Origin of the sequence: Paenibacillus sp. FSL L8-0340 (genome assembly GCF_038593145.1) — a bacterium.
Classification (GTDB): domain Bacteria; phylum Bacillota; class Bacilli; order Paenibacillales; family Paenibacillaceae; genus Paenibacillus_AQ.
The window spans coordinates 6,981,670-7,004,899 of the sequence record NZ_CP151967.1 but is presented as its reverse complement, the minus strand read 5'-3'; the positions used below and the strand labels follow the sequence as shown (position 1 = coordinate 7,004,899).

The window sequence follows — 23,230 nt, the reverse complement described above, 5'->3', positions numbered from 1 at the left end:
GGGATATAATGCCAAAATAAGTTGGATTCGACAGTCAGACGATTAGATTGACGCTGGAGTAATCAAGACTTATACTTGATCTAAAAATAAGTTAAAGGATGATAAAGATGAGGAACCTGAATTTGACCTCCCAGCGTCAAGCCGTTTATGATATCGTCCGCCAGTCACATGATCATCCTACCGCCGCAGAAGTGATGAACCGGCTGGTAGAGCAGGGACATAACCTGGCCTATGGCACCGTGTATAATTCACTGCGTTATCTTGCCGATAAACAAATGATCCGCGAGCTGAAGCTTGGGGAAGCTGCCAGCAGATATGATGCGCGTATGGACGATCACCAGCATATTATTTGTGAGGTGTGCGGTGCGGTGGATGAGGTAATGAGCCATGTGCCCCAGGAGTGGATGGATACGGTGGCTAAGGATACCGGATATTCCATTTCACATGCCCATGTCGTATTCGGCGGAGTATGCCCGGCTTGCAGGAACAAAGTTATGAATTAGCTTAATAAGGGCCTAAATCCCGGCCAAGGTCTCACATATGAATAGATATATAATAAAAGACCGTTTTCAAATAAACGGTCTTTTTGCTGTTTTATCAGCAAATTTATTAAGAAAGTCTTGAAATTCATAGCAAATTTCAGAATAAAAGAGGGATTCCATACCCGGTATATAATTATATACCTATATAGATTGAACTTGAGAATTACATGTAGGGAAAAGTGCGGAGGGGAATTTTGGAACTGTAGGAGCGACAGTGTCCGCCTTTAGATTTTTGATTTCTACCGCGATTCGCGGCTATTTCAGGAAATCCAAACCTAACAGCGGCCGGAAGTCCAAACATTCTCTGTAGTCACGGCCAATCCCAAAATAGAAGAATTATAAGTTCAATCTATATATGCCATAAATGATCATACTTAAGACCTGATAAGAAGGAGAGATGGATTTCACCCATGAATAAAAGCAGTCGCTTAACCATCCGTATGAAGCTTATTCTTACATATCTGCTTGTACTTCTGGCCCCCAGTCTTATCATCGGCTGGCAGACCTATCAATCGGCCAGCCATAAGGTGGAGGAACAGCTGATGACTAACGCCACAGAAAGTGTGATGGCGGCCAACGAGATCATAAATGCAAACATTCAGTCCAAAATCGACGCGGTTAGCTATTTTGCCGGGCAAATTTCCTCCGGGTCAGTGAATGCTGTAGGGGAAAGTGCGGCTGATGTAAAGGCCAGATTGCAGGAATATGCCGCGCTGCATCCCGATATTCTGGATATTTACGTCGGAACCAGCGGGGCAAAGTCTGTTCATGCTTCCGATGGCCAGCAGCCGGACGGCTATGACCCGCGCAAGCAGAGCTTTTATGTGAATGCGCTGAAGCAAGGGAAAGGAACAGTAATCTCCCCTGCTTTTAAAACGGCAAATAATGAAACGGCCATCGCTATTTCGGGAGTGCTTGCAGATGGCAGCGGAGTCTTAGGGCTCGACCTAAACTTGTCTGCCCTGGCTGATCTTACGAACATTAAGCTGGGCAAGGAAGGATACATAATGATTCTGGACAGCAGCAAAAAGTTTCTGGTTCATCCCACGGAGACGATAGCCGAGGAATCCTCGCTGGATTTTGTGAAGCAGATGTTCGAGGGAGAAGCAGGTTCTTTTGATTATGTGTATAAGGATACTCCCAGAAAGCTGACCTTCATGGTCAATGAGCTTACCGGCTGGAGAATCGGGGGCACCATCAGCAAGCAAGAGGTTGCTGATGCTACAGCTGGCATCCGTGATAAAGCGGTTGTAGTGATTGCTGTTTCTGTATTGCTAGCGCTCGTATTGATCTATTTCAATGTCTCCTCCATCGTCCGTCCGCTGATCCGTCTGCGCAAAGCTACAGCGGCTATAGCGAAAGGCGACCTGTCTGAAGATATCGGGGTGTTCCGCAGGGACGAAATTGGCCTATTGGCCGACAATTTCCGCACGATGGTGGCTGATTTGCGCGGCATGATTCTCGGTGTTCAGCAGATGACGGGTAATCTGTCCGCTTCGGCCAAAGAGCTGACAAGCGGGGCTGAGCAGTCAACTACGGCGATCAGGCATGTAACCGAAGCGATTCAGGAAGTCGCGGCAGGCTCAGAACGGCAGGTAGGCAGTGTGCAAAAAGGGCTGGAGAGCGCCGCGGCAACAACCCATGAAGTCCAGCATATTTCCGGGTTCATGGAGCAGGTGTCAGCCATGATGGACAAGACCTCACTGTCTGCAGCCGAGGGGAATGATTCGGTCATCAGTGTGGTTGACAAAATTAACGGAATTCATGAGACGGTGGAAGAGCTTGGCAACATGATTGACAAGCTGAATGAGCGCACCGGACAAATTCAGGGCATTGTCGGTGTGATCACAGGTATTGCGAGGCAGACCAATCTGCTGGCCCTGAATGCTTCCATTGAAGCAGCCAGAGCGGGCGAGCAGGGGCGCGGCTTTGCCGTTGTCGCCTCGGAGGTCCGCAAGCTGGCCGAGGAATCAGAGAAATCGGCGCGGATGATCTCGGAGCAGATTTCCTCCATCAACGGGGAGATGCAGCAGGCAACAGTGACGATGGAGGATGCCAAAGAGAAGGTGTCGGCAGGCATCCTGGCAGTAGATACTACAGGACGCTCCTTATCGCGGATCCGCAGGGCGGTCAAAGGCGCGGCAGAGAAAATTGAAGCGATGGGCGGAGCCGTACACACCCTGTCGGCAGAAGCTGCCAGTATGGAGAAGGCAATCGGGGAGCTGCAGGGCATTTCCAAGGAGGCTGCAGGCAATACGGAGACGATTTCAGCTGCTGCACAGGAGCAGCTTGCTTCCGTTGAAGAAATCGCCTCTTCCACGGCTGGCTTAAGCCAGCTTGCCGGAGAGCTGCAGAAGCTGGCAGGCCGCTTCAAGCTTCATCCGGGGCAGCAGGTTTCCTTTGAACCTTCTGTTCCGCAGGAAGCGGATCTTCAGAAGGGACCGGAAAATTCCCGATTACGGATTTGATCACGCTACTTTTCTTTTCCAGGGCTTTGCAAGTATACTGATAAGCAATAATGCAGGGCTAACTAGGAGGAATATTTATGGCAGAGCAGTTAAAGGGGATTACCGTAGCCCTTGCCGGTCCGCGAAAATCGGAGGAAATGGCCAAACTGGTGCAGAATATGGGGGGGACGGCGCTGCATCGGCCTGCCCAGGGAACGGTATTTCTCGACGGTGAGGCCCTTCGTGAAGCGCTCGTAGCCTGGACCCAGCATCCGCCGGATATGGCCATTCTGACTACAGGCATGGGGCTTGATGCACTGTTCGAAATGGCCGGGGAAATAGGGCTTGCCGAACGGTTTCAGGAGGTCCTCTCGTCCTCTCCGATTGCTGCCCGGGGCTATAAAACAGTGAACGCCCTGAAGAAGCGGGGACTGGTGCCGGAGGTGCGCGATGACGATGGCAGTACTACAGGACTGATCCGCGGGCTTGCGGATTGGGACTTGCGGGGCAAGGAGGCCGTGCTGCAGCTGCATGGCGATCGCTCCCCCCGTCTCGTTGCCTGGCTTACGGAAGCCGGAGCTGTTGTCCGCGAAGTGCAGCCATACCTTCACACCCCGCCCGAGCCGGGTTCGCTTGCCAGGCTGCTGGCGGAAATCACGGAGGGCTTGGTGGATGCCGTAGCATTTACGAGCGGACCGCAATTCCGCTTCCTGGCAGGGTACGCCCGGGAACAAGGCAAGCTTGGGGAACTGGTGCAAGCCTTTGAAACTAAAGTGCTGGCGGTTTCCGTGGGCAAGATTACCTCTGAGTCCCTGAAGGAGGAAGGCGTCAAGCGGATTGTGATGCCGGAGCATGAACGGATGGGCAGCATGTTTGTTGAGCTTGGGCGTTATGTCGCGGCAAACCGCTGATTTTTCGGCCGGGTTCCGCTGCGGTTTTCTGCGGGGGATCTGTAAAGACGGTTATCCTGCTCCGTTCGTGGGCAGGATTTGTTTTTTTAAAAGATAATTTATATGCTTCACGCTATTAATTGTCCTTCTATTTCTTACTTAGCAACGCAGTCCTGAACTAGCCTGATGCAAGGCTCCGGTAACAGACATTTATCCTGCCGGTAATAGACATCTGCTGCACTTTTACTTAGAATAAAAGCAACGTGCCATAATCCAAGATAGAGACAAGGAGGAGGATACCTATGGACAAGAGAAAATGTTTGCTGCTGGGCGATTACACTCATCCCCGGTTCCATCCGCTGCAGGGTGTAGACAAACAAATCAGCGAAATTCTGAATGATCTGCTGATCGTTCAGTGCTCGGAGAATAAAAAGCTGCTGCTTAGCGAGCATCTGGCCGGTTACGATTTGTGCATCGCCTATAATGAACTATGGAACGAAACGGTTTCCCCCCAGCAGACAGCGGGTCTGCTCAGCTATGTGAGCGGAGGGGGAGGACTGATCGTGCTGCATACGGGGGTTTCCCTGGCCAAGCGCTATGAATTAGCCCATCTAATCGGCGGCAGATTCACCGGACATCCGCCCTATGCTCCGCTGAACTTCAAAGTGATGGAGCATGATATTACAGAGGGTATGGAAGACTTCCAGCTCGATGAAGAGCCATACCGGTTTGAATTCGATCCTTTTACCGAGAAGACCATTCTGCTGGAGTATGAATATGAGGGCGAAAGATTGCCGGCAGCCTGGTGCCACAGCTACGGACTGGGACGGGTTGTCTATATTATGCCCGGACATCATGAGCCTTCGTTCCGGCATCCGGCGGTCCGTGAATTGATTCTGCGGGCGGCGACCTGGGCGGCACGTATTCCCAGATAATTTGAGATTGCAATAAAATGATACCCCTTGCGGCTGCTTCCTTTGTGAAATGCTCTGACAAGGGGTATACTTTATCCATAACTGGAATCTTGGGGAGGAAAGTACTATGAGTGATTTGTTCAAAAAAGCAATCTCTTTAGGAGTGGGCCTCACCATTGTCAGCAAGGAAAAGGTGGAAAAGGTAGTTGAGGAGCTGGTAAAACGGGGAGAGCTTGCGCCCTCGGAATCCAAAGCGCTTGTCGACCGGCTCGTGGAGCGAGGCGACGAGGAACGCGGGGCCTTCAAGAATGCCGTACAGGAGCAGGTTCAGCGTGTGCTGAAGGATCTTAAAGTTCCCGTACAAAGCGATATCGCTACACTGGAAACTCGAATTGCCGTTTTGGAGCGCCGTGTGGCTGAGCTGGAGGGTGCCTCTGCCCAGAAGGAAGCTCTGCCGGAAACGCGTACGGAATAAATGGCTGTACGCATCAGACATGCCGGACGGTACCGGACCATTGCCATGGCGCTAATGCGCCATGGCTTCGGTTATATGGTGGAGGAACTGGGTCTCTACCATATTCTTTCCCTTCCGCGCCGGATGTTGACACAGGAGACTCACGCAAGCCTTACACTCGGGGAACGGATTCGCCAGGTACTGGAGGATTTGGGGCCAACCTTTGTCAAATTGGGTCAGCTGGCCAGTACCCGTTCCGATCTGCTGCCTGATTCGATCATTCAGGAACTGGTGAAGCTGCAGGATAGTGTGCCGCCATTCTCGGCGGAAACTGCACGCAATATTGTCGAGCAGGAGCTTGACCAGCATCTGGGTGAAACCTTCGAATATTTCGAGAATACACCGCTTGCTGCGGCTTCGATCGGCCAAGTGCACCGCGCTGTACTGCATGGAGGCAAGCAGGTTGCGGTTAAGATACAGCGTCCCGGTGTCATGCGGACCATGACCCGTGATTTGGAAATTCTTCAGGACCTAAGCGCGCTTGCCGAAAGAAGATTGGACTGGGCAAAGCAATACGGGCTGATCCGGATGGTGGAGGAGTTCTCCCGGGCGCTGCTGGCTGAACTGGACTACGGCCAGGAAGGCCGCAACGCCGAGCGTATTGCCAGCCAGCAGACGGCACATGATAAAGTATATATTCCGGCGATCTATTGGGACTACAGCTCGGCGCGTGTGCTGACGATGGAATATGTGGAGGGCATTACACTCAACCACCGGGATGAGCTTCTGGAGCGGGGCGTCAAGCTAAAAACTGTAGCCCAGCAGCTTGTGGAGATGATGCTGGATCAGATCTTTATCCACGGCTTCTTTCATGCCGATCCCCATCCGGGCAATGTGATGCTGCTGGACAACAACAAGCTGGCGCTGATTGATTTTGGCATGGTCGGGCGGCTCAGTGAGGAGATGAAGGACAGTCTGTCCGCGCTCGTCATCGCGCTGATGCGCAGAAATACCGATTCTATGGTGCGGGCAATTCTGCGGTTGGGAGTAATTCCCGAAGAAGCTGACCGTGCTGCGCTTCATGATGATATGGACCGGCTCCGGGAGTCCTATTATGATATCCCGTTCCATCAGATCAGCATCGGTAAGGCGCTGAACGATCTGTTCGGCATCGCCCGTAAGCACCGGCTGGTCATTCCGCCGGATCTGGCGATGCTGGGCAAAACGATGCTGACGCTGGAGGGGGTTGTTGCCAACCTTGACCCTTCCTTTAGCATTGTGCAGATGGCCGAGCCCTTCGGCAGGCAGCTGGTGAAGCAGCGCTTCAGCGGCACCCGCATGCGGCGCAAGCTTATCGGGGGAGTCGCCGATCTGGCGGAAAGTCTGTTCGAGCTTCCCTCTCAGGCCCGGCAGCTGTCGGCGCTAATCAGCAGAGGCAAGCTTAAGGTGGAGGTCGGGCTACCCGAACTGAAAAATTTAGAGCATAAGTTTAGCCGCGTCGGCAACCGCCTTTCCTTCAGCATTGTACTGCTGGCCTTCAGCATTATTATGGCAGGGCTGATTATCGGCTCATCGCTGCGCGGCGAACCTTCACTGCTGTGGGATTTTCCTACGGTGGAGATTGGCTCGGTGATTGCGCTGCTGATGATTCTGTGGCTGCTCTTCTCGATTTTTAAATCGGGCCGCTTCTAGCCTTGCAGGGAACACAATAATTATTCTTCGCCACTTGCACACAAACGCCCCAGGATCAAGTACAATATAAAGATAACTTTCTTAGGTCACTGTTCGGCCCTTAAGGCAGGACAGGCTATCGTATAGTATGTAATGGAACGCAAATGGAGTGCCGTCTGAATGTCCGGTGGAACGCTGCTGCCCCTGAAACCGACTTGGACCGCACGTCTGCAGGGCCAGAATCGGCAAGTGGGACGGAAGGACTCCGGTGACGGGGTTCTTCCGCTTTTGTTTGATAATATGCCGTTTTCGCCTGAAATAAGCTTGTGCCGCCGCTTCAGCGAAGGCTGTATGGATGCGTACATTACTCCCGAAAATGGATGACTATAAGTTATGCTGCACAGTAAGGCAAATTAGAGAATTAGTGAGGTGGAGAAATTGCCGGGTTTTAAGGAATTAGGAGTTTCTGAATTATTGAATGATCTGCTCAAAGGACAAGGCATTGTAAAACCAACGCCGGTGCAGGAGGAAGCCATTCCGCCGGTGGTGCAGGGTCTGGATGTTATCGCCAGAGCGAAGACGGGAACGGGGAAGACGCTCGCTTTCCTGCTGCCGATTATGGACAAGATCCGCGTGGAGGCGGCTTATCCGCAGGCGCTGGTCCTCGCGCCGACGCGTGAGCTGGCCCTGCAAATTACGGAAGAGGCACGCAAGCTGGCACGGCATACGGGTGTGAAGATTCTGGCTGTCTACGGAGGCCAGGATGTAGAGAAGCAGCTTCGCAAGCTGGAGGGCGGAAGACATCTCATTATCGGAACCCCGGGCAGACTGCTTGACCACCTGCGGCGGGAAACGCTGGATCTTGGGGGCGTGAAGATGCTCGTCCTGGATGAAGCCGACCAGATGCTGCATATGGGCTTCCTGGAGGATGTGGAGACGATTATTACGGCTGTTCCTTACCGCCGTCAGACGATGCTCTTCTCCGCCACAATGCCTGATCCCATTAAACGTCTCGCCGCCAACTACATGAAGGAACCGCTGGACATCGTGATTAAGAGCGGCTCGCCGATTCCGTTGGACAATATCCGCCAGCAGGTCGTAGAGTGCTCCGACCGCAACAAAGAAGAAGCGCTGCAGGCACTGATTGAACGCGACCGTCCGTATTTGGCAATTATCTTCTGTCGGACCAAACGGCGGGTATCGAAGCTGAACGAAGCGCTGCAGGCAGCGGGTTATGACTGCGACGAGCTGCACGGCGATTTGTCCCAGGGCAAGCGCGAAGCAGTGATGAAGCGGTTCCGCGAAGCGAAGCTGCAGCTGCTGGTAGCTACGGATGTTGCCGCGCGCGGTCTGGACGTTGAAGGGATTACCCATGTCTTCAACTACGACCTGCCGCTGGATGCGGACAGCTACATTCACCGGATCGGCCGGACCGGGCGTGCCGGAGGCAAAGGCCTGGCGATCACTTTCTCCTCGCCGCGCGAACGTAACGGGCTCGAGCTGATTGAGCACGGTATTTCCCAGCGGCTGGACCGCCGCCGCTACGATAAGGATGAATTCGGCGTAGGCGAATTCACCTCCGTGCAAGGCGGCGGCTCTCCGCGCGGCGGACGCCAGAACGCAGCGCCTGAAGCGGCGCGTGCCAGCCGCGGCGGGCGCGGGCAAGGGCGCAGCGGCGGAGCACCACGCGCCGAAGCCGGAGCACGGCCGGGCGGGCGCGGCCGCGGCGGCAACAAGGAAGCAGGCAGCTGGGGCGCGCCTGCCGAGAAGACCAGCCGCAGTGCGACGGCTGGGGGCAAGCGCAGCGCCTACGAGGCGGCAGCGCCCAGAGGCGGCGATTCCGCCGGCAAGAGCGCGGCGAAGCCAAGACCGGGCGGCGGCTACGGCGCCTTTGACCCTAGAAGCGCCAGCCCGGCTGCAGCTTACGGGGCAGGCGGCAATGCCGCCGGCGGGCGTGGCGGCAGCAGAACGGCCGCCCCATCCAAAGGCGGCCCGAGCAGCGGCTACAGCTCCAACGTCACCAGAGGAATGGAAGCTGGCGGCTTCAGCTATGGCGCTTCCAAAGGCGCAGGCTCGGGAAGCGGATATAATCCGGGCGGTGCGCAAGCCAGCCCTAAACACAGAGCCAATGTAGCCCGCAGCAGTGAATCAGGCGGCTACAATGCGGCAGCTCCCAAAGGTGCGCGCGGCAGCTCCAAGGGCGGCAAAGGCGGGTACAGCTCCGGCGGACGGAACAGCGGCGGCGGCGGTGCATCACGTGGCGGGCGTGGTAAGAGCTCCGGCGGCGGTTCCCGCGGCGGACGCGGCTCATCCAGATAAAGGCGATAGACAGCTATAGATGAAACTTGTTACCATAGGGCAGTTGGTGTATCCGCCAACCACCTGTGGTAACATTTGTTTTATACGACTGAAACTTTTTTGCCCTTTAGCCTGTCTAATAGATAAATAGAGTACCAGCTGCAGGAGTGCAGAGAATGAGGCAACTGTTGGTTTCGTACAGACGGATCGGAAGCAGGTTGCCAACAAGTATAGGAGGAAACATACATCATATGTCCAAGACCGCCAAAATAGTTATTTTATTCGTTGTCGTGATTGCGATCGGTTGGGGAATCGGAAAATATACGTCGGGTCCATCTGCTTCAGAGGAAGAAGGAACGGTAGTAAGCGACGGCAGTGCCCTTCAGGGTCAGCGGGATGCAAGTGCAGAACCTTCGCCCGTTGCCAGTTTAAACCCGGACGAGCAGGACCAGGGGACTTCTGGAAACAACACGGGAGCCGAAGGGTCTCCGGCTGCTACGGCTGATCCGGAAGAGAACGATGGTGAGAACACGGCTCCCAATCCAACTTCTGTTGCTACAAATAAGCCGGGCACGCCGGATTCAGGCAATAATGCAGCCGAACTGACTGCCGCAGAGCCCGAAAGCATGTCAGTCATGGTCAACAAGCAGTACAAGCTGCCGGATAAGTATAAGCCTTCGGATCTGGTATATCCGAATGTACGATTCCTCTTCTCGGAGAAGATTGAGAAGCGGATGATGCGCCGCACTGCAGCTGGTGCGCTCGAGGAAATGTTCGCTGGGGCGAATAAGGATGGCATACAGCTGGCCGGTGTTTCGGCCTACCGTTCCGAGAAAACCCAGACAAGGCTATTTAACAACTATGTAGACAGAGACGGGGAAGAGAAAGCCCGCACCTACAGCGCGGTTCCCGGCCATAGTGAGCATCAGACGGGCCTGGCGATTGACATTTCCGGCAGTGACGGCAAATGCGCCGCCGAGAGCTGCTTTGCGGGTACGCTTGAAGCCGATTGGCTCGCAAGCCATGCTGCGGAGTACGGCTTCATTATCCGTTATCCGGAAGGTAAGGAGTCGATTACGGGTTATAAGTACGAGCCTTGGCATGTCCGCTATGTAGGCAAGGAGATCGCCGCCTCCATTGCAGAGAAAGGCATTACGTTGGAAGAGTACTTTGATGCTGTTCCCGTATCGAATTAACCGGCACGTTTAGCAACAGCTCCACCAGCGGTCCCTGGATAACGGGACCGCTTTTTTTGATTGGCCAATGCGTAACGTCTGCTTCCTTCAATGCTATGGTTCAGCTATGCGGCCGATGGTTAAGTAGTGGGAAACTAATTAGTTTTCATAAGGAGGCGCATCACGTGTCCGAACATAACCATGTGGTAAGCAAGGATGGAAGTGTAACCATGAACCGTGTCAATGACGCCCTGGACCGGATTGAACCTGAGCAGAAAGAGGTTATTCTGAACAATTTTCAGGAGTTTAAAAGCTATTTAAGTAAGCGGATTCAACTTGCCCAAAAAATCGGGCTCAGCGATGAGCAGCTGGTCCTAGCAGCCGAGAAAATCGCTGATTATCTGGCGGCTTATGAAGAGCCCCGCAACAGCGAGGAGAAACTGCTGCTGGAGCTGTGGAAGGTTGGCAGCAAGGAAGAGCGGCATCGTCTGGCGCACATGCTGGTCAAGCTGGTTCAGGAGTAATTCAAAGCTTGCCCGCAGGCTGGTTAAGCGGGTATGCAGGCTCTACCGGTGCATGCGCTGGTATATAGCGAGGTAAAGTCCTTCTCCGGTTCACAGGAGAAGGACTTTTGCTGTTGGGGAATAGGTACACAGGGAACGTTCAGGATATAATGGAGGCAGTATCTGGATATCTCAAATCTTATCATTGGGGTGGCTTAGAATATGAAATTAAGCATATTGGATCAGTCTCCGGTCTCCGAGGGCTGCTCCCCTGCCGAGGCCTTGGCTCAAACGTCCATGCTCGCCCGGGAGGCGGAGAGACTGGGGTATCACCGTTTCTGGGTATCGGAGCATCATGCGGCTCCCGGACTGGCCGGATCCAGCCCGGAAGTACTCATGGCCCACCTGGCTGCTGTGACCTCCTCTATTAGGATTGGCTCCGGTGCCGTTCTGCTTCCGCATTACAGTGCCTTTAAAGTGGCTGAGAATTTCCGCGTGCTGGAAGGGCTGTATCCCGGACGGATTGACCTTGGGCTGGGCAAGGCAGCGGGAGGTGCGGCTTTGGCTGTGCGCGCCCTGCAAGAGAACCGGTTGGACGACATAAGCCGTTATGAGGAGCAGGTTAAGGATCTCATTGCCTATTTGCACGGTACAGTGGATTCCGGGCACCGTTTTGCGGGACTGCAGGCCACTCCGGCCGTCCGTACAGCGCCGGAGATCTGGCTGCTCGGCTCAAGCAGAGACAGTGCCGAACTCTCCTCGAAGCTTGGGACCGGCTTCGCCTTTGCCCAATTTATTAACGGCAACGGAGGATATGAAGCGGTAAGGGCCTACCGGCACAACTTCAGACCGTCTCCCGCTGCCGCGAAGCCGCGGGCGCTGGTTTCCGTATTTGCTGTGTGTGCAGAAACCGCTGAAGAGGCAGACCGGCTGGCAACCAGCATGGATCTTTCGCTTGTACTGCTGGAGAAAGGCCATGTCTCCACCGGCACGCCTTCCGTAGAAGCCGCGCTGCGCTATAATTATGCTCCGTATGACCGGTTTCGTATTGAGGAGAACCGCAGGCGGATGGTTGTGGGGACGCCGGAGGATATCCGGCGCCAGTTTCAGGCTCTTGCCGAACAATATCAATGTGAAGAGATTATGTTTGCAAGTTTTATACATAGCTTTGAGGGCCGGCTGAAATCCCTCCGGCTTATCGCTGAGGCTTGCGGGTTATCCCGGCGGGGCTCAGACGCTGGATAATAATCTGCTGAGTTTTGTTTTCCGTTTCCGATAAGGTAAGATGGGAAATGAAATGCAAAGTCCCAGTCTGGGCATTTCGCTGCAATACCGGTCATTTATTAACATACACCCGAAAGGAAGGGATGCAGGATGTCTATTTACAGTTTTGCCGGAGTAACGCCTTCCGGTAAAGAAGTGCCGCTTAAGGATTATGAAGGCAAAGTGCTGCTGATCGCGAACACGGCCAGCAAATGCGGACTTACACCGCAATACGGAGATCTACAGAATCTTTATGAGCAATATGGTGACCAAGGTCTTGTTGTGATGGGTTTTCCCTGCAACCAATTTGCCGGCCAGGAGCCGGGAACGAGTGAAGAAGCGGAGGAGTTCTGCCAGATTAATTATGGCGTCAAATTCCCGGTCTTCGCCAAAGTGGATGTCAATGGACCGGATGCAAGCCTGCTCTTTCAATATCTGAAGGGCCAGCAGCCGGGTGCAGCCGAGAGCAGTGACATCCAGTGGAACTTCACCAAGTTCCTGGTTGACCGCAGCGGCAAGGTTGTGGCCCGCGTGGAGCCGAAGGAATCCCCTGAAACGATGAAGGGACTCATAGAATCTTTGCTGTAAACAGCATTTGCAAACCCGGGCCATGCCTGTCTTAGTGCAAATTCAGTGTCCTCCCGAAACCCGGTGCAAACCGCATTTTGGGAGGGCTTTTATTTGATTAGCCATAGCTGATCTCCGGTGAAAGCAGCCACAGAATCCATTGCCACGGCTTGTGCTGTGAAATATACTATGAAAATAATCCTTGACGCCTTTCAGAGACGCTGTATCCTTTGAAGAGACAACATCATCGTTGATCATACATAAAACACACTAAGCGCATAATGCGCAGTACGAAGCAGGATAATAACGGCAGGAGGGTTTTATAAGGGCATGAGGTTAATAACAGAGGTAGCATCGGCAGCAGGGATTAGTGAAGAGCATCTGGAGCTGTACGGCAAATATAAAAGCAAGCTGGCGCCAACGCTATGGGATGAGCTGAAGCACAAGCCCGATGGCAAGCTGGTTTTGGTTACTGCGGTTAATCCTACGCCGGCAGGCGAAGGCAAGACTTTAACAACCATCGGGCTAACCCAGGCGCTGAATGCAGCGGGGGTGAAGACGGTAGCGGCACTGCGCGAGCCTTCGCTGGGGCCATGCCTTGGCATGAAAGGCGGGGCAACCGGCGGAGGCAAGGCACAGATCGTTCCGGCTGATGAGATTAATCTGCACTTTACAGGGGATATTCATGCAGTCACTTCAGCGCATAATCTGCTGTCGGCGATGATCGACAATCATATGTTCCAAGGGAATGTGCTGGGCCTCGATCCGCAGCGCATCGTCTGGAAGCGGGTCATGGATATGAATGACCGCAGTCTGCGCAGCATTGTGACCGGGCTGGGCGACGGCAATGGAACAGTGAGGGAGAGCGGTTTCCAGATTACAACAGCATCGGAGATTATGGCTGTGCTGTGCCTCTGCGATAACCTTGCTGACCTTAAGCTGCGTTTAGGCCGCATGCTGGTCGGATATGACCAGTTAGGGCAGCCGGTAACGGCCAAGGATCTCGGGGCGGTGGAAGCGATGACTGCGCTGCTTAAGGAAGCTGTGAAGCCTAACCTTGTGCAGACACTGGAGGGGACGCCGGTCATTGTGCACGGTGGACCTTTTGCGAATATTGCCCACGGCTGCAGCAGTGTCATCGGGACCCGTTATGCGCTGAAGCTGGGTGACGTGGTTGTAACCGAAGCGGGGTTTGGCGCTGATCTCGGCGCGGAGAAGTTTATGGATATCAAATGCCGTCAGGCCGGGCTTGCCCCTTCTGCGGCTGTGCTGGTCGTGACGGTGAAATCACTGAAATATAACGGCGGTGTCCGCAAAGAAGAGCTGTATGCCGGCAACCGGGAGGCACTGCTCTCGGGACTGTCCAATATGGAACGCCATATTGAGAATTTGGGAAAATTCGGCGTCCCTGTGCTAGTTGCGCTCAATCACTTTGAAGGTGATGTGCCATCGGAGATAGAAGAGGTGCTGAACGCCTGCAGCCGCCTTGGCGTGCCTGCGGCCGTTTCCAAGGTATGGGCAGAAGGCAGTGCAGGTGGACTCGAGCTGGCAGCGGAGCTGAAGAAACTGCTGGATCGTGAAGATGCAGGGAGTTACGCCCCACTGTATGAAGACAGCTTGGATATTCCGTCCAAAATCAATAAAATCGTCACCGAAATTTACCGTGGTGCGGAAGTCGCGTTCTCCCCTGCGGCCAAACGCAGTTTGGCCATCATCGAACGGCTGGGCTTACAGCAGCTTCAGGTGTGCATGGCCAAAACACCGTATTCCTTCTCAGATCAGCCAAGACTGCTTGGTGCGCCTGAAGGTTTCACGATGGGGGTGCGTGATATTACATTGTCGCTGGGCGCAGGCTTCGCTGTTGTGATTACCGGCAATATTGTGACCATGCCGGGGCTCCCGGCCAAGCCGGCCGCCGAAGGGCTTTCCGTTGACGAAGACGGTGTAATTAACGGCTTGGAGTAGTTTTTATATCTTTTAGTATGACCGAAACCCCGGACCCGCTGCGTAATTTGCGCGGGCTCCGGTTTTTTTTGCGTGACGGGTTTCCTCCATTGATATTATCCTGCTGCACTGCTGCTGTGATCCTAGGCTGGCTGCTGCTTCCTGCATTTTTAAGACATAATGTCTTGCCGCCGGGGAAAAGCTAAAGGAAGCCGCAGAGTACCTAAAAAAAGGCGAAGTTCATACATTTCAAATGTGAACAATATGAGAAGATGTACCAAAAGGCTTGCAATGTGATATTAATCACAATATAATCAGTATATAAAGTGAAATATATCACAAACAAACAGACAAAAATATGCTTGCCAATTTGGAGGAGGAAGAAATCATGAAAGTAGCAGTCATTGGATGTACCCATGCCGGAACCGCCGCAATTGTTAATACCGCCCAGCTTTACCCGGATGCCGAAATTACGGTGTACGAACGCAATGATAATATTTCCTTCCTGTCGTGCGGCATTGCTCTATATGTCGGCGGAGTGGTTAAAGATCCGCAAGGCCTGTTTTATTCTTCGCCTGAGAAGCTTGCTGAACTGGGTGTTAATACAAAGATGCGCCATGAAGTGATCAATGTGGATACAGCCCGCAAAACCTTAATAGCCCGTAATCTGGCTAACGGCCAGGAATTTGAAGATACGTATGACAAACTTATTATGACTACCGGCTCGTGGCCGATTGTGCCGAAGCTGGAAGGCATGGAGCTGGATGGCATCCTGCTGTCGAAGAACTACAATCATTCCAACACCATTATCGAAAAAGCACAGCAGGTGGACAGAATCACCGTTGTCGGAGCCGGTTATATCGGAGTCGAGCTGGTGGAGGCTTTTCAAATGAACGGCAAGCAGGTTACGCTGATCGACGGCGAGGACCGGATCCTGAGCAAATATCTGGATGAAGAATTCACTACACCGATCCAGCAGACACTGGAGGATCACGGCATCAAGCTGGCGCTCGGTGAGAAGGTCAGCTCGTTTGCCGGAGAGAACGGTAAAGTGACCAAGGTGATCACAAGCAAAGGGGAGCATGAGACCGATTTGGTTATCCTCTGCATTGGCTTCCGTCCGAATACAGAGCTGCTGAAAGGTCAAGTGGATATGCTGCCTAACGGGGCGATTATCGTCAATGATTATATGCAGACCAGCCTCCCGGATGTCTATGCCGCCGGCGACAGCTGTGCGATTCATTATAACCCAACCGGCAAACATGCGTATATTCCGCTGGCTACGAATGCTGTACGTATGGGAACACTGGTAGCGCGCAACCTGGTGACGAACACGATCCCATACATGGGTACGCAGGGAACATCGGGGATTAAGATTTATGAGGATAACATCGCTGGAACGGGACTGACGGAAGACGCAGCCAAAGCCGAAGGCATGGATATCGAGAGCGTGCTGCTGATCGACAACTACCGTCCGGAGTTTATGCCGACCTTTGAGCAGGTTCAGTTAAAAGTAGTATTTGACCGCGCCACCCGCCGGGTTCTCGGAGCGCAGATTATGTCCAAGATGGATCTGACACAGTCGATCAATACCGTGTCTGTCTGCATCCAGAACAAAATGACGGTGGATCAGCTGGCCTTCATTGATTTCTTCTTCCAGCCGCATTACAACAAGCCGTGGAACTTCCTGAACACTGCTGGCCTTCAGGCATTGCCAAAGATGTCTGCAGTCAAAGAAATTGTAACTGTATAAAACAAACCCAAGAGACCGGATCCAGCCCATGGATCTGGTCTTTTTTTGTTTCTGCATCCAATGCAGTAATGGTAAATTTGACATGTCAGTGAAAACTTTCACTTAGTTTTCCTAGACGTGACTTTTATCACGTAAATGTGATTGCGATCACGCTACAATGGCATAAAGGAACAAATTTTAAGTATTAAAAGGGGATAGGAATCATGGCTTATAACAAACCGCAGCAGATCGCCGAGGTAACGGTAGAGAACGGAATCAAGAAGGCTCACAACCCGCTTGCCACCGTACTTATTCTCGGTTTTCTGGGGGGAGCGTTTATTGCGCTCGGATTTTTACTGGATATTCGTGTCATTGCCGGTGCTCCGGCGGAATGGGGCTCCATCGCAAACTTTATCGGGGCGTCGGTGTTCCCGGTAGGACTGGTCCTGGTGCTGCTGGCCGGCGGGGAACTGCTGACAGGCAATATGATGGCCGTGCCGCTGGCATTTATGGCGAAGAAGATTTCCTTCTGGGAAGTCATCAAGAACCTTGTGCTGATCACGCTCAGCAACCTGGCAGGCGCGTTGTTCGTTGCTTATTTCTTCGGCCACGTTGTCGGCCTCACCGCAGACGGAGTGTATCTTGATAAACTGGTCGATATGGCTGAACATAAGATTGACGCAACCTTCCTGCAGGCCTTTGTCTCCGGGATCGGCTGTAACTGGCTGGTAGCTCTGGCCGTGTGGCTCTCTTACGGGGCGGATAATTTCAGCGGCAAAATCCTCGGTATCTGGTTCCCGACCATGGCATTTGTGGCCATCGGATTCCAGCACGTTGTAGCCAACATGTTTCTTATCCCTGCTGCTATATTTGAGGGGCATTTTACCTGGGCACAATATTTCGGAAACTTTGCCCCGGTATGGCTGGGCAACCTTACGGGCGGAGCCATCTTCGTAGCCGCAGCCTATTATATGGCTTACCTTCGTAAAGGGCCGGCGGCTGTGCAATCCGTAGAGGCTGTATCCTCTGTCGGAGTGAAGAAACACGCTTAATCCTTACTAATTAAATGCCGTCTTAAACGGCAATAGACACTCCTTGTAACTTTTCCTCTTCCAGCCTATAACGGCTCAAGAGGAAAGGTTCTCGGGGTGTTTTTTTGTGAGGTGAAATAGGGGCGCACAACACAAAATTCGCCGTGCATATCCGACTCGGGGGAACGAAATCGGGCTCACGGCGAATAATAGGGAGTGTTTCATATGCTCTATTACCCGGGCAAACGAAGAACGAATCAGTCTCGTTCAGCAAATTTCTTTACGCATGGCGGCAGCAGTTATAAAATATAAAGATCCGATTGGACAGGCTTTTTACTGCTAGGGCTGTCCATAGGTTTTGGTCAAAAATCATGGGGGATGTTGTGTTTAAGTGACGCGATAATGCGTCAGTGTGGATGCTTGCTCTTCGTCCTGTTTTGGGATGATACTGGATGAAATTAATGACACATATATTACAGGGGTTGAAAGACAAGTCATGAGGTTTTTACAAGCTTATCCAAAGGAAGTCAAAGTTTTTCTGATTGCCAGTCTTATTAATGCAACGGGTAGCGCGCTGATGTGGCCGCTTGTCACGATGTATGTATTTGATGAACTGGGCCGCAGTATGACAGATGCCGCACTCGTTATTGTTATTCAATCCCTTGGAGGCATATTCGGACAACTGCTGGGTGGATCACTCTATCATAAAGTTGGTGTCAAACGCCTGATTGTCGGTGCGCTGGCCATGAATGCCCTAGCCTTGTTTACCTTGCCGGCGGCAAGCGTGAACTGGAATATGTTCATGCTGGTGATGGGGCTGGTGGGTCTGTTCAATTCGTTGTCATTGCCGGCCATTCAGGCCTTTATAGGTTTCCGCTTCGCAGAACAGCGCGGAGAGCTTTTTAATGTAATTTATGTCGCCAATAATATTGGGGTAGCGCTGGGCACGATGCTGGCCGGTTTTCTGGCCGATATTTCCTATCTGTTGAGCTTTGTGCTTAATGGGCTGACCTCAGCCGTGTTTGCCGCATTTTTCTTTGTGTATTTGCGGAAGGTTGGCACAGAGCCGGCCCATGCCGAGCCGCATAGGAGAAACGGCCCCGGAGAGCTGTCGAACTGGAAGCTTATAGGCCACACCCGAATCTATCTGTATATGGCCTTAGGTTCGTTGTTTTTATTGATCGGTAACTCAATCTGGAATACGGGAGTTTCTCCGTTTATTATTTCGGAAGGCTGGGCTAAGAGCACCTACAGCCTTCTTTGGACGCTCAACGGGATTCTGATCTTTGCCGCACAGCCGCTGGTAAGCTTGATTAAACGCTGGTTCGCAGAGACCTCGACGGCGCAGATGACGGCAAGCGCTGTTTTTTACCTGAGTGGATATGCAGTGATCTTGTTAACCCCAAGCTATCCCGGCCTGGTGCTGGCGATGCTGCTGACCACGCTGGGGGAGATGCTTATTTCTCCGGCAATGCCTTCATTTATTTCCGATCATGCGGACCGCAGTGCGCCCTTCTATCTCGGGCTTAGCGGTGGGATCGGTGCGGTCGGCAGAGTTCTCGGCCCCTATATGATGGGCAGCCTGTATGACCGGGGAGGCCTTGTGCCGACAGGCTGGCTGGCTTGCGGAATGGCGTTGCTGGCGGTGGGGTTCTTCGCGGTCCATGCCTTCATCAACCGTTCTGGCCGTGCACTGGAACAAAATGGGGTATAATGGTCTGTAGAAGAATCACTTAAAGGTAAGTCAAGGAGTGCAAAGAGCTATGCAACAAATTATTAGAGGCTCGCTCACGATTCGTCCCTCGGAGTTCAAGGATACCCGTGAGCTGATTATTCTCGATAACATGATTTGGACGGAGGAGACCACACCGGGTCCATTAATGTGGTGTTCCCGTGAGGATTATCTGCTCCATACCCCTCCCGGTTCCCAGCTTGTAGCTTTGCAGGAAGGAGAATTATGCGGGTATGTCGGTTTCGGCTGTCCCAGCGGGATGGAGAGCAACCGCCATGTGTGCGAGGTGAACATCGCTGTCCATCCGAAGTTCCAGCGGCTGGGCATCGGCGGACAGCTGATCGAGGCGATCAAGCAGCATGCCGGAGAGAACGGGATACGCAAACTCCGCTTGCGGGTGCTGTCCAGCAACACTCCTGCGCTCTCGTTCTACCGGAAATGCGGATTTGAGGAAGAGGGCCGGCTCAGGGAAGAGTTTTATCTTGGCGGACATTATGTAGATGAGGTATTTATGAGCTGCATGCTGACTGGAGGGAAGGGAAATGGAAGTCATTTCGCTTAATGTAGGCAAACCTGTAACGGTAGATTACCGTGGTAAGCCGCTGGAAACGGGGATTTATAAAATGCCGGCGGCTGGGCCGGTACAGCTTCATCTTGAGGGATTCGCCGGTGACGGGCAAGCGGACCTGGTGAACCATGGGGGGCCGGACAAAGCGGTCTGTGTGTATCCGATTGAGCATTATGCCTTTTGGGAGGAGCAGCTCGGCAAGAAACTGGAGTTCTCCGCCTTCGGCGAGAATATCACAGTCAGCGGACTGCTGGAGACCGAGGTCTGCATCGGTGATGTGTATGAGATCGGTTCGACTCTGCTGCAGGTTAGCCAGCCGCGGTTTCCTTGCTTTAAGCTCTCGCAGAAGCATGGCCCGGCTGATATGCCGGCCAAAGTACTGGCTACCGGATACAGCGGATTTTATTTCCGTGTACTGCGTGAAGGTCAGATTACAGCCGGTGATGTAATCGTCAAGAAGGAATCCGGTGCGGGAGGCTACCCTGTAAAGCGGGTGCTCTACCTGATGGAACATGGCCGAAAGGACAAGAACGGTTTGGCTGAGCTATCGGAACTGGACAGCCTGGCGCCGGGAACCCGGATGAAGTTCCGGAGCTGGCTTGAGGCTGCGGAGAGCTAACAACTCTGATATCCAAATCGGTGAATTTGATGGTATGCCAAGTCCCCCCGGATGCCTGTTACGGGGGGCTTGGTTTGTTATAAAAGATCGACAATTCCGTTACATTCTGCCGGTTTGTATATGTCCCTCTGTTTAGCTCAGCAGCTTCCATTCACTGCGCAGCAGGCCGTATACCGCATGGTTCACATAGCCCGTAGGCAGCTTCTCCGCCTGGCGCAGAACTCCTTCGAATACGAAACCCAGCCGCTCGGGAATCGCCCGGCTGGGCTTGTTGCCCGTGGCGCAGCGGATTTCAATGCGGTTCAGCTCCATTTCCAGCAGCGCATAATCTACGAAAACCCGGCAGGCGCTGGTCATGTAGCCTTTGCCTTCATATCCTTCTCCAAGCCAATAGCCGATTCCGACGGAGCGGCTCTGCCAATCTATCTCATGGTAGCCGATAATGCCGGCCAGTTCTCCCCGGACCCACAGTCCGGCGGTGAAGCCGCCGTTGTCGCTGCCCTGCTTGGCGGCATTTTTGATAAATGTGGCGATGTGGTCCTGCTCGGTGACTCCGTCAACCCAAGGCAGCCACTGCCTGAGCCTGCTCCGCGAGCGCTCTACCAGCGCGAACATGTGGCGGGCCTGCTCCGGCATCAACAGCTTCAGCACAAGCTCTTCATCAATGACATAATTAAACAAGCGGCTGCCTCCCTCTGTGCCACTAGGGCCGGATGTACTGATTAACGCTTCTTCCATTCCAGAGCGTAAATATCTTCTTCCAGCGACTGCATCCGCTGTCCTACAAGGGCGCGGCAATCGCTCAACGCTCCATTGTATAGGGCAGGTCCCAGTTCCTTAAGGAAGAAATCCAGCAAATTGTCGGCTGCGAGATGGCCGATGGTCTCTCCGCGTTCGGCTTCGAAGTAAGTGCGGATGTTCTCTGTAATAATGTCGCGCTGCTCTTTAGGCAGTTTCATCGGTTTCATAAGAATAGTCCCCCATTGTTAAGTTATTCGTTAATTATGCCTTATAATTTCCATGCTACTCTATCGCCGGGAGAGAAGTCAAAGCATTCGGCAAGGCTGAGTGAGTCACCCATTTTATTGAACATTCTACGGTTAACGGGTATATTAGTAGGAAACATGTTCATACAAGGAAGTAGAACAATACAGAACGAGAGGTTGATAGCTGTGGAGAACCGTGGAACACCCTCCAATTTTATTAAGAATGTTATTACTGAAGATCTGAGCTCGGGGAAGGTTAAGGAGGTCGTCACCCGTTTTCCGCCGGAGCCGAACGGTTACTTACATATCGGACATGCCAAGGCGATCTGGATTAACTTTACGCTGGCTGATGAATTCGGCGGAAAGACCAATCTGAGATTTGACGACACCAATCCGCTTAAAGAGGATACAGAATATGTGAATTCCATTCAAGAGGATGTAAAGTGGCTCGGCTATGAATGGGATGAACTGCGTTTTGCCTCCGATTATTTCGGAGAAATGTACGAGCGGGCAGAACTGCTTATTCAAAAGGGCAAAGCCTATGTCGATGACCTCAGCGCTGACGAAATCCGCCAGCTGCGCGGTACGCTGACCCAGCCGGGGCAGAACAGCCCGCACCGTGAGCGCGGAATCGAAGAGAACCTGGATCTGTTCCGCCGCATGCGGGCTGGGGAATTCAAGGACGGCGAAAAGGTGCTCCGTGCCAAAATTGACATGTCCTCACCGAATATCAACCTGCGCGATCCGGTCATTTACCGTATTTCCCACTCGCATCATCATAACACCGGCGATGCATGGTGCATCTATCCGATGTATACCTTTGCACATCCGCTGGAAGATGCTATTGAGAGTGTAACCCACTCCCTCTGCTCATTGGAATTTGAAGATCAACGCCCGTTCTATGATTGGGTGGTCGCAGAATGCGAGATGCCGGCCGTGCCGCATCAGTATGAATTCGGCCGGCTCAACCTGGCCCAGACGGTAACGAGTAAGCGCAAGCTGAAACTGCTGGTGGACGAAGGCCATGTGGACGGCTGGGATGATCCCCGTATGCCGACGATTTCCGGGCTGCGCCGCCGCGGGTACACTCCGGAAGCGATCCGCAGCTTTGTGCACGAAACAGGCATTTCCAAAAGCCAGGGTCTGGTGGACCTGCAAATGCTGGAGCATTTCATCCGTGAGGACCTGAAGCTGACCGTTCCCCGGACGATGGCCGTACTGCGGCCGCTGAAGGTGGTCATTACCAATTATCCGGAAGGTCAGACCGAATACTTCGAGATTGAGAACAATGTGGAGAATCCGGAAATGGGCAACCGGCAGATTCCATTTTCCCGTGAAATCTACATTGAGCGCGATGACTTCATGGAGATTCCGCCGAACAAATATTTCCGTCTCTTTCCCGGCAACGAAGTGCGCTTGAAGAACGCCTATTTCATTAAGTGCAACGAGTTCATCAAGGATGAGAACGGCGAGGTTGTGGAGCTGCACTGCACGTATGATCCCGAGACGAAGAGCGGCAGCGGATTTACCGGCCGCAAGGTCAAGGGAACACTGCACTGGGTGGATGCCAGCCAGGCGGTACCGGCGGAATTCCGCCTCTATGAGCCGCTGATTTCCGCTGAAGAAGCGGATGCGGAGGCTGAGATCGAAGGAATGGAGCCTGTGGCCGACAAACCGGAGCCGAGTTTCCTTGATCAGCTGAACCCGCAATCCATTGAGATTCTGCAGGGCTTTGTGGAGCCGGGTCTGAAGGACAGCGTGCCGCAGGACAAGTTCCAATTCTTCCGCCATGGCTATTTTAACGTGGACAGCAAATACTCCGCGCCGGGACATCTCGTGTTCAATCTTGTGGTATCCCTCAAAAGCTCATTCCAGCCGCCTAAGCAGGGCTAAT

21 protein-coding genes are annotated in these 23,230 nt (G+C 53.1%); 19 read left to right on the top strand and 2 right to left on the bottom strand.

All coding sequences use genetic code 11. The annotated features are described in order from the left end of the window. Positions 1 to 107 precede the first annotated feature (107 nt). The 18 genes from NST07_RS32105 (at position 108) to NST07_RS32020 (ending at position 20,350) form a co-directional block, all read left to right on the top strand. Complete coding sequence (locus tag NST07_RS32105; RefSeq protein ID WP_341096921.1) at positions 108 to 503, top strand: transcriptional repressor; 396 nt, start codon at positions 108 to 110, stop codon at positions 501 to 503. A 449-nt stretch (positions 504 to 952) separates the two neighbouring features. Next, complete coding sequence (locus NST07_RS32100) at positions 953 to 3,010, top strand: methyl-accepting chemotaxis protein (RefSeq protein WP_341096919.1); 2,058 nt, start codon at positions 953 to 955, stop codon at positions 3,008 to 3,010. 77 nt (positions 3,011 to 3,087) lie between these two features. Next, complete coding sequence (locus tag NST07_RS32095) at positions 3,088 to 3,900, top strand: uroporphyrinogen-III synthase (RefSeq protein WP_341096917.1); 813 nt, start codon at positions 3,088 to 3,090, stop codon at positions 3,898 to 3,900. A 281-nt stretch (positions 3,901 to 4,181) separates the two neighbouring features. Next, positions 4,182 to 4,814, top strand: a complete 633-nt coding sequence (locus NST07_RS32090; RefSeq protein WP_038597565.1) for a ThuA domain-containing protein — start codon at positions 4,182 to 4,184, stop codon at positions 4,812 to 4,814. Positions 4,815 to 4,920: 106 nt separating this feature from the next. Beyond that, the gene (locus NST07_RS32085) at positions 4,921 to 5,268 is read left to right on the top strand and encodes a polyhydroxyalkanoate synthesis regulator (RefSeq protein WP_341096914.1); all 348 of its coding nucleotides are present in this window, start codon (positions 4,921 to 4,923) and stop codon (positions 5,266 to 5,268) included. After that, the gene (locus tag NST07_RS32080; protein ID WP_341380044.1) at positions 5,269 to 6,939 is read left to right on the top strand and encodes an AarF/ABC1/UbiB kinase family protein; all 1,671 of its coding nucleotides are present in this window, start codon (positions 5,269 to 5,271) and stop codon (positions 6,937 to 6,939) included. Between the two features lie 159 nt (positions 6,940 to 7,098). Then, positions 7,099 to 7,302, top strand: a complete 204-nt coding sequence (locus NST07_RS32075; protein WP_341096910.1) for a hypothetical protein — start codon at positions 7,099 to 7,101, stop codon at positions 7,300 to 7,302. A 90-nt stretch (positions 7,303 to 7,392) separates the two neighbouring features. Then, the gene (locus NST07_RS32070) at positions 7,393 to 9,237 is read left to right on the top strand and encodes a DEAD/DEAH box helicase (protein ID WP_342480763.1); all 1,845 of its coding nucleotides are present in this window, start codon (positions 7,393 to 7,395) and stop codon (positions 9,235 to 9,237) included. A gap of 230 nt (positions 9,238 to 9,467) precedes the next feature. Further along, entirely contained in the window at positions 9,468 to 10,412 is a 945-nt protein-coding gene (locus NST07_RS32065) for a D-alanyl-D-alanine carboxypeptidase family protein (protein ID WP_342480762.1), read from the top strand. 164 nt (positions 10,413 to 10,576) lie between these two features. Next, positions 10,577 to 10,915: a DUF3243 domain-containing protein gene (locus tag NST07_RS32060; RefSeq protein WP_341096904.1), complete on the top strand. Its 339-nt coding sequence runs from the start codon at positions 10,577 to 10,579 to the stop codon at positions 10,913 to 10,915. A 201-nt stretch (positions 10,916 to 11,116) separates the two neighbouring features. Beyond that, positions 11,117 to 12,139: an LLM class flavin-dependent oxidoreductase gene (locus NST07_RS32055; protein ID WP_341096901.1), complete on the top strand. Its 1,023-nt coding sequence runs from the start codon at positions 11,117 to 11,119 to the stop codon at positions 12,137 to 12,139. A gap of 129 nt (positions 12,140 to 12,268) precedes the next feature. Continuing rightward, positions 12,269 to 12,745 (top strand): glutathione peroxidase, encoded by a 477-nt coding sequence (locus NST07_RS32050; RefSeq protein WP_341096899.1) that lies wholly within the window; start codon positions 12,269 to 12,271, stop codon positions 12,743 to 12,745. 309 nt (positions 12,746 to 13,054) lie between these two features. Continuing rightward, positions 13,055 to 14,689, top strand: a complete 1,635-nt coding sequence (locus tag NST07_RS32045; RefSeq protein WP_341380040.1) for a formate--tetrahydrofolate ligase — start codon at positions 13,055 to 13,057, stop codon at positions 14,687 to 14,689. Positions 14,690 to 15,056: 367 nt separating this feature from the next. Further along, positions 15,057 to 16,421 (top strand): FAD-dependent oxidoreductase, encoded by a 1,365-nt coding sequence (locus tag NST07_RS32040; protein ID WP_341380039.1) that lies wholly within the window; start codon positions 15,057 to 15,059, stop codon positions 16,419 to 16,421. A 203-nt stretch (positions 16,422 to 16,624) separates the two neighbouring features. Beyond that, entirely contained in the window at positions 16,625 to 17,452 is an 828-nt protein-coding gene (locus tag NST07_RS32035) for a formate/nitrite transporter family protein (RefSeq protein ID WP_341380038.1), read from the top strand. 475 nt (positions 17,453 to 17,927) lie between these two features. Continuing rightward, positions 17,928 to 19,145 carry an MFS transporter gene (locus tag NST07_RS32030; protein WP_342480761.1) on the top strand — a complete coding sequence of 406 codons (1,218 nt, stop codon included), beginning with the start codon at positions 17,928 to 17,930 and terminating at the stop codon, positions 19,143 to 19,145. A gap of 49 nt (positions 19,146 to 19,194) precedes the next feature. Next, positions 19,195 to 19,725 (top strand): N-acetyltransferase, encoded by a 531-nt coding sequence (locus tag NST07_RS32025; RefSeq protein ID WP_341096890.1) that lies wholly within the window; start codon positions 19,195 to 19,197, stop codon positions 19,723 to 19,725. Next, positions 19,706 to 20,350: an MOSC domain-containing protein gene (locus tag NST07_RS32020; RefSeq protein WP_341096889.1), complete on the top strand. Its 645-nt coding sequence runs from the start codon at positions 19,706 to 19,708 to the stop codon at positions 20,348 to 20,350. Before NST07_RS32025 ends, NST07_RS32020 begins: the two co-directional genes overlap by 20 nt. A gap of 132 nt (positions 20,351 to 20,482) precedes the next feature. Here NST07_RS32020 and NST07_RS32015 read toward each other — a convergent pair whose 3' ends face one another. Both NST07_RS32015 and NST07_RS32010 read right to left on the bottom strand, forming a co-directional pair. Next, the gene (locus NST07_RS32015) at positions 20,483 to 21,031 is read right to left on the bottom strand and encodes a GNAT family protein (RefSeq protein ID WP_341097808.1); all 549 of its coding nucleotides are present in this window, start codon (positions 21,029 to 21,031) and stop codon (positions 20,483 to 20,485) included. A gap of 41 nt (positions 21,032 to 21,072) precedes the next feature. Next, a complete protein-coding gene (locus NST07_RS32010) occupies positions 21,073 to 21,318 on the bottom strand; it encodes a DUF2164 domain-containing protein (protein WP_038597516.1) in 246 nt (81 codons plus the stop codon). A 204-nt stretch (positions 21,319 to 21,522) separates the two neighbouring features. Between NST07_RS32010 and NST07_RS32005 the strand changes: the two genes are divergently transcribed. Continuing rightward, on the top strand, positions 21,523 to 23,229 hold the full coding sequence (locus NST07_RS32005; RefSeq protein ID WP_341096887.1) for a glutamine--tRNA ligase/YqeY domain fusion protein: 1,707 nt from the start codon (positions 21,523 to 21,525) through the stop codon (positions 23,227 to 23,229). Position 23,230: the final 1 nt, after the last annotated feature.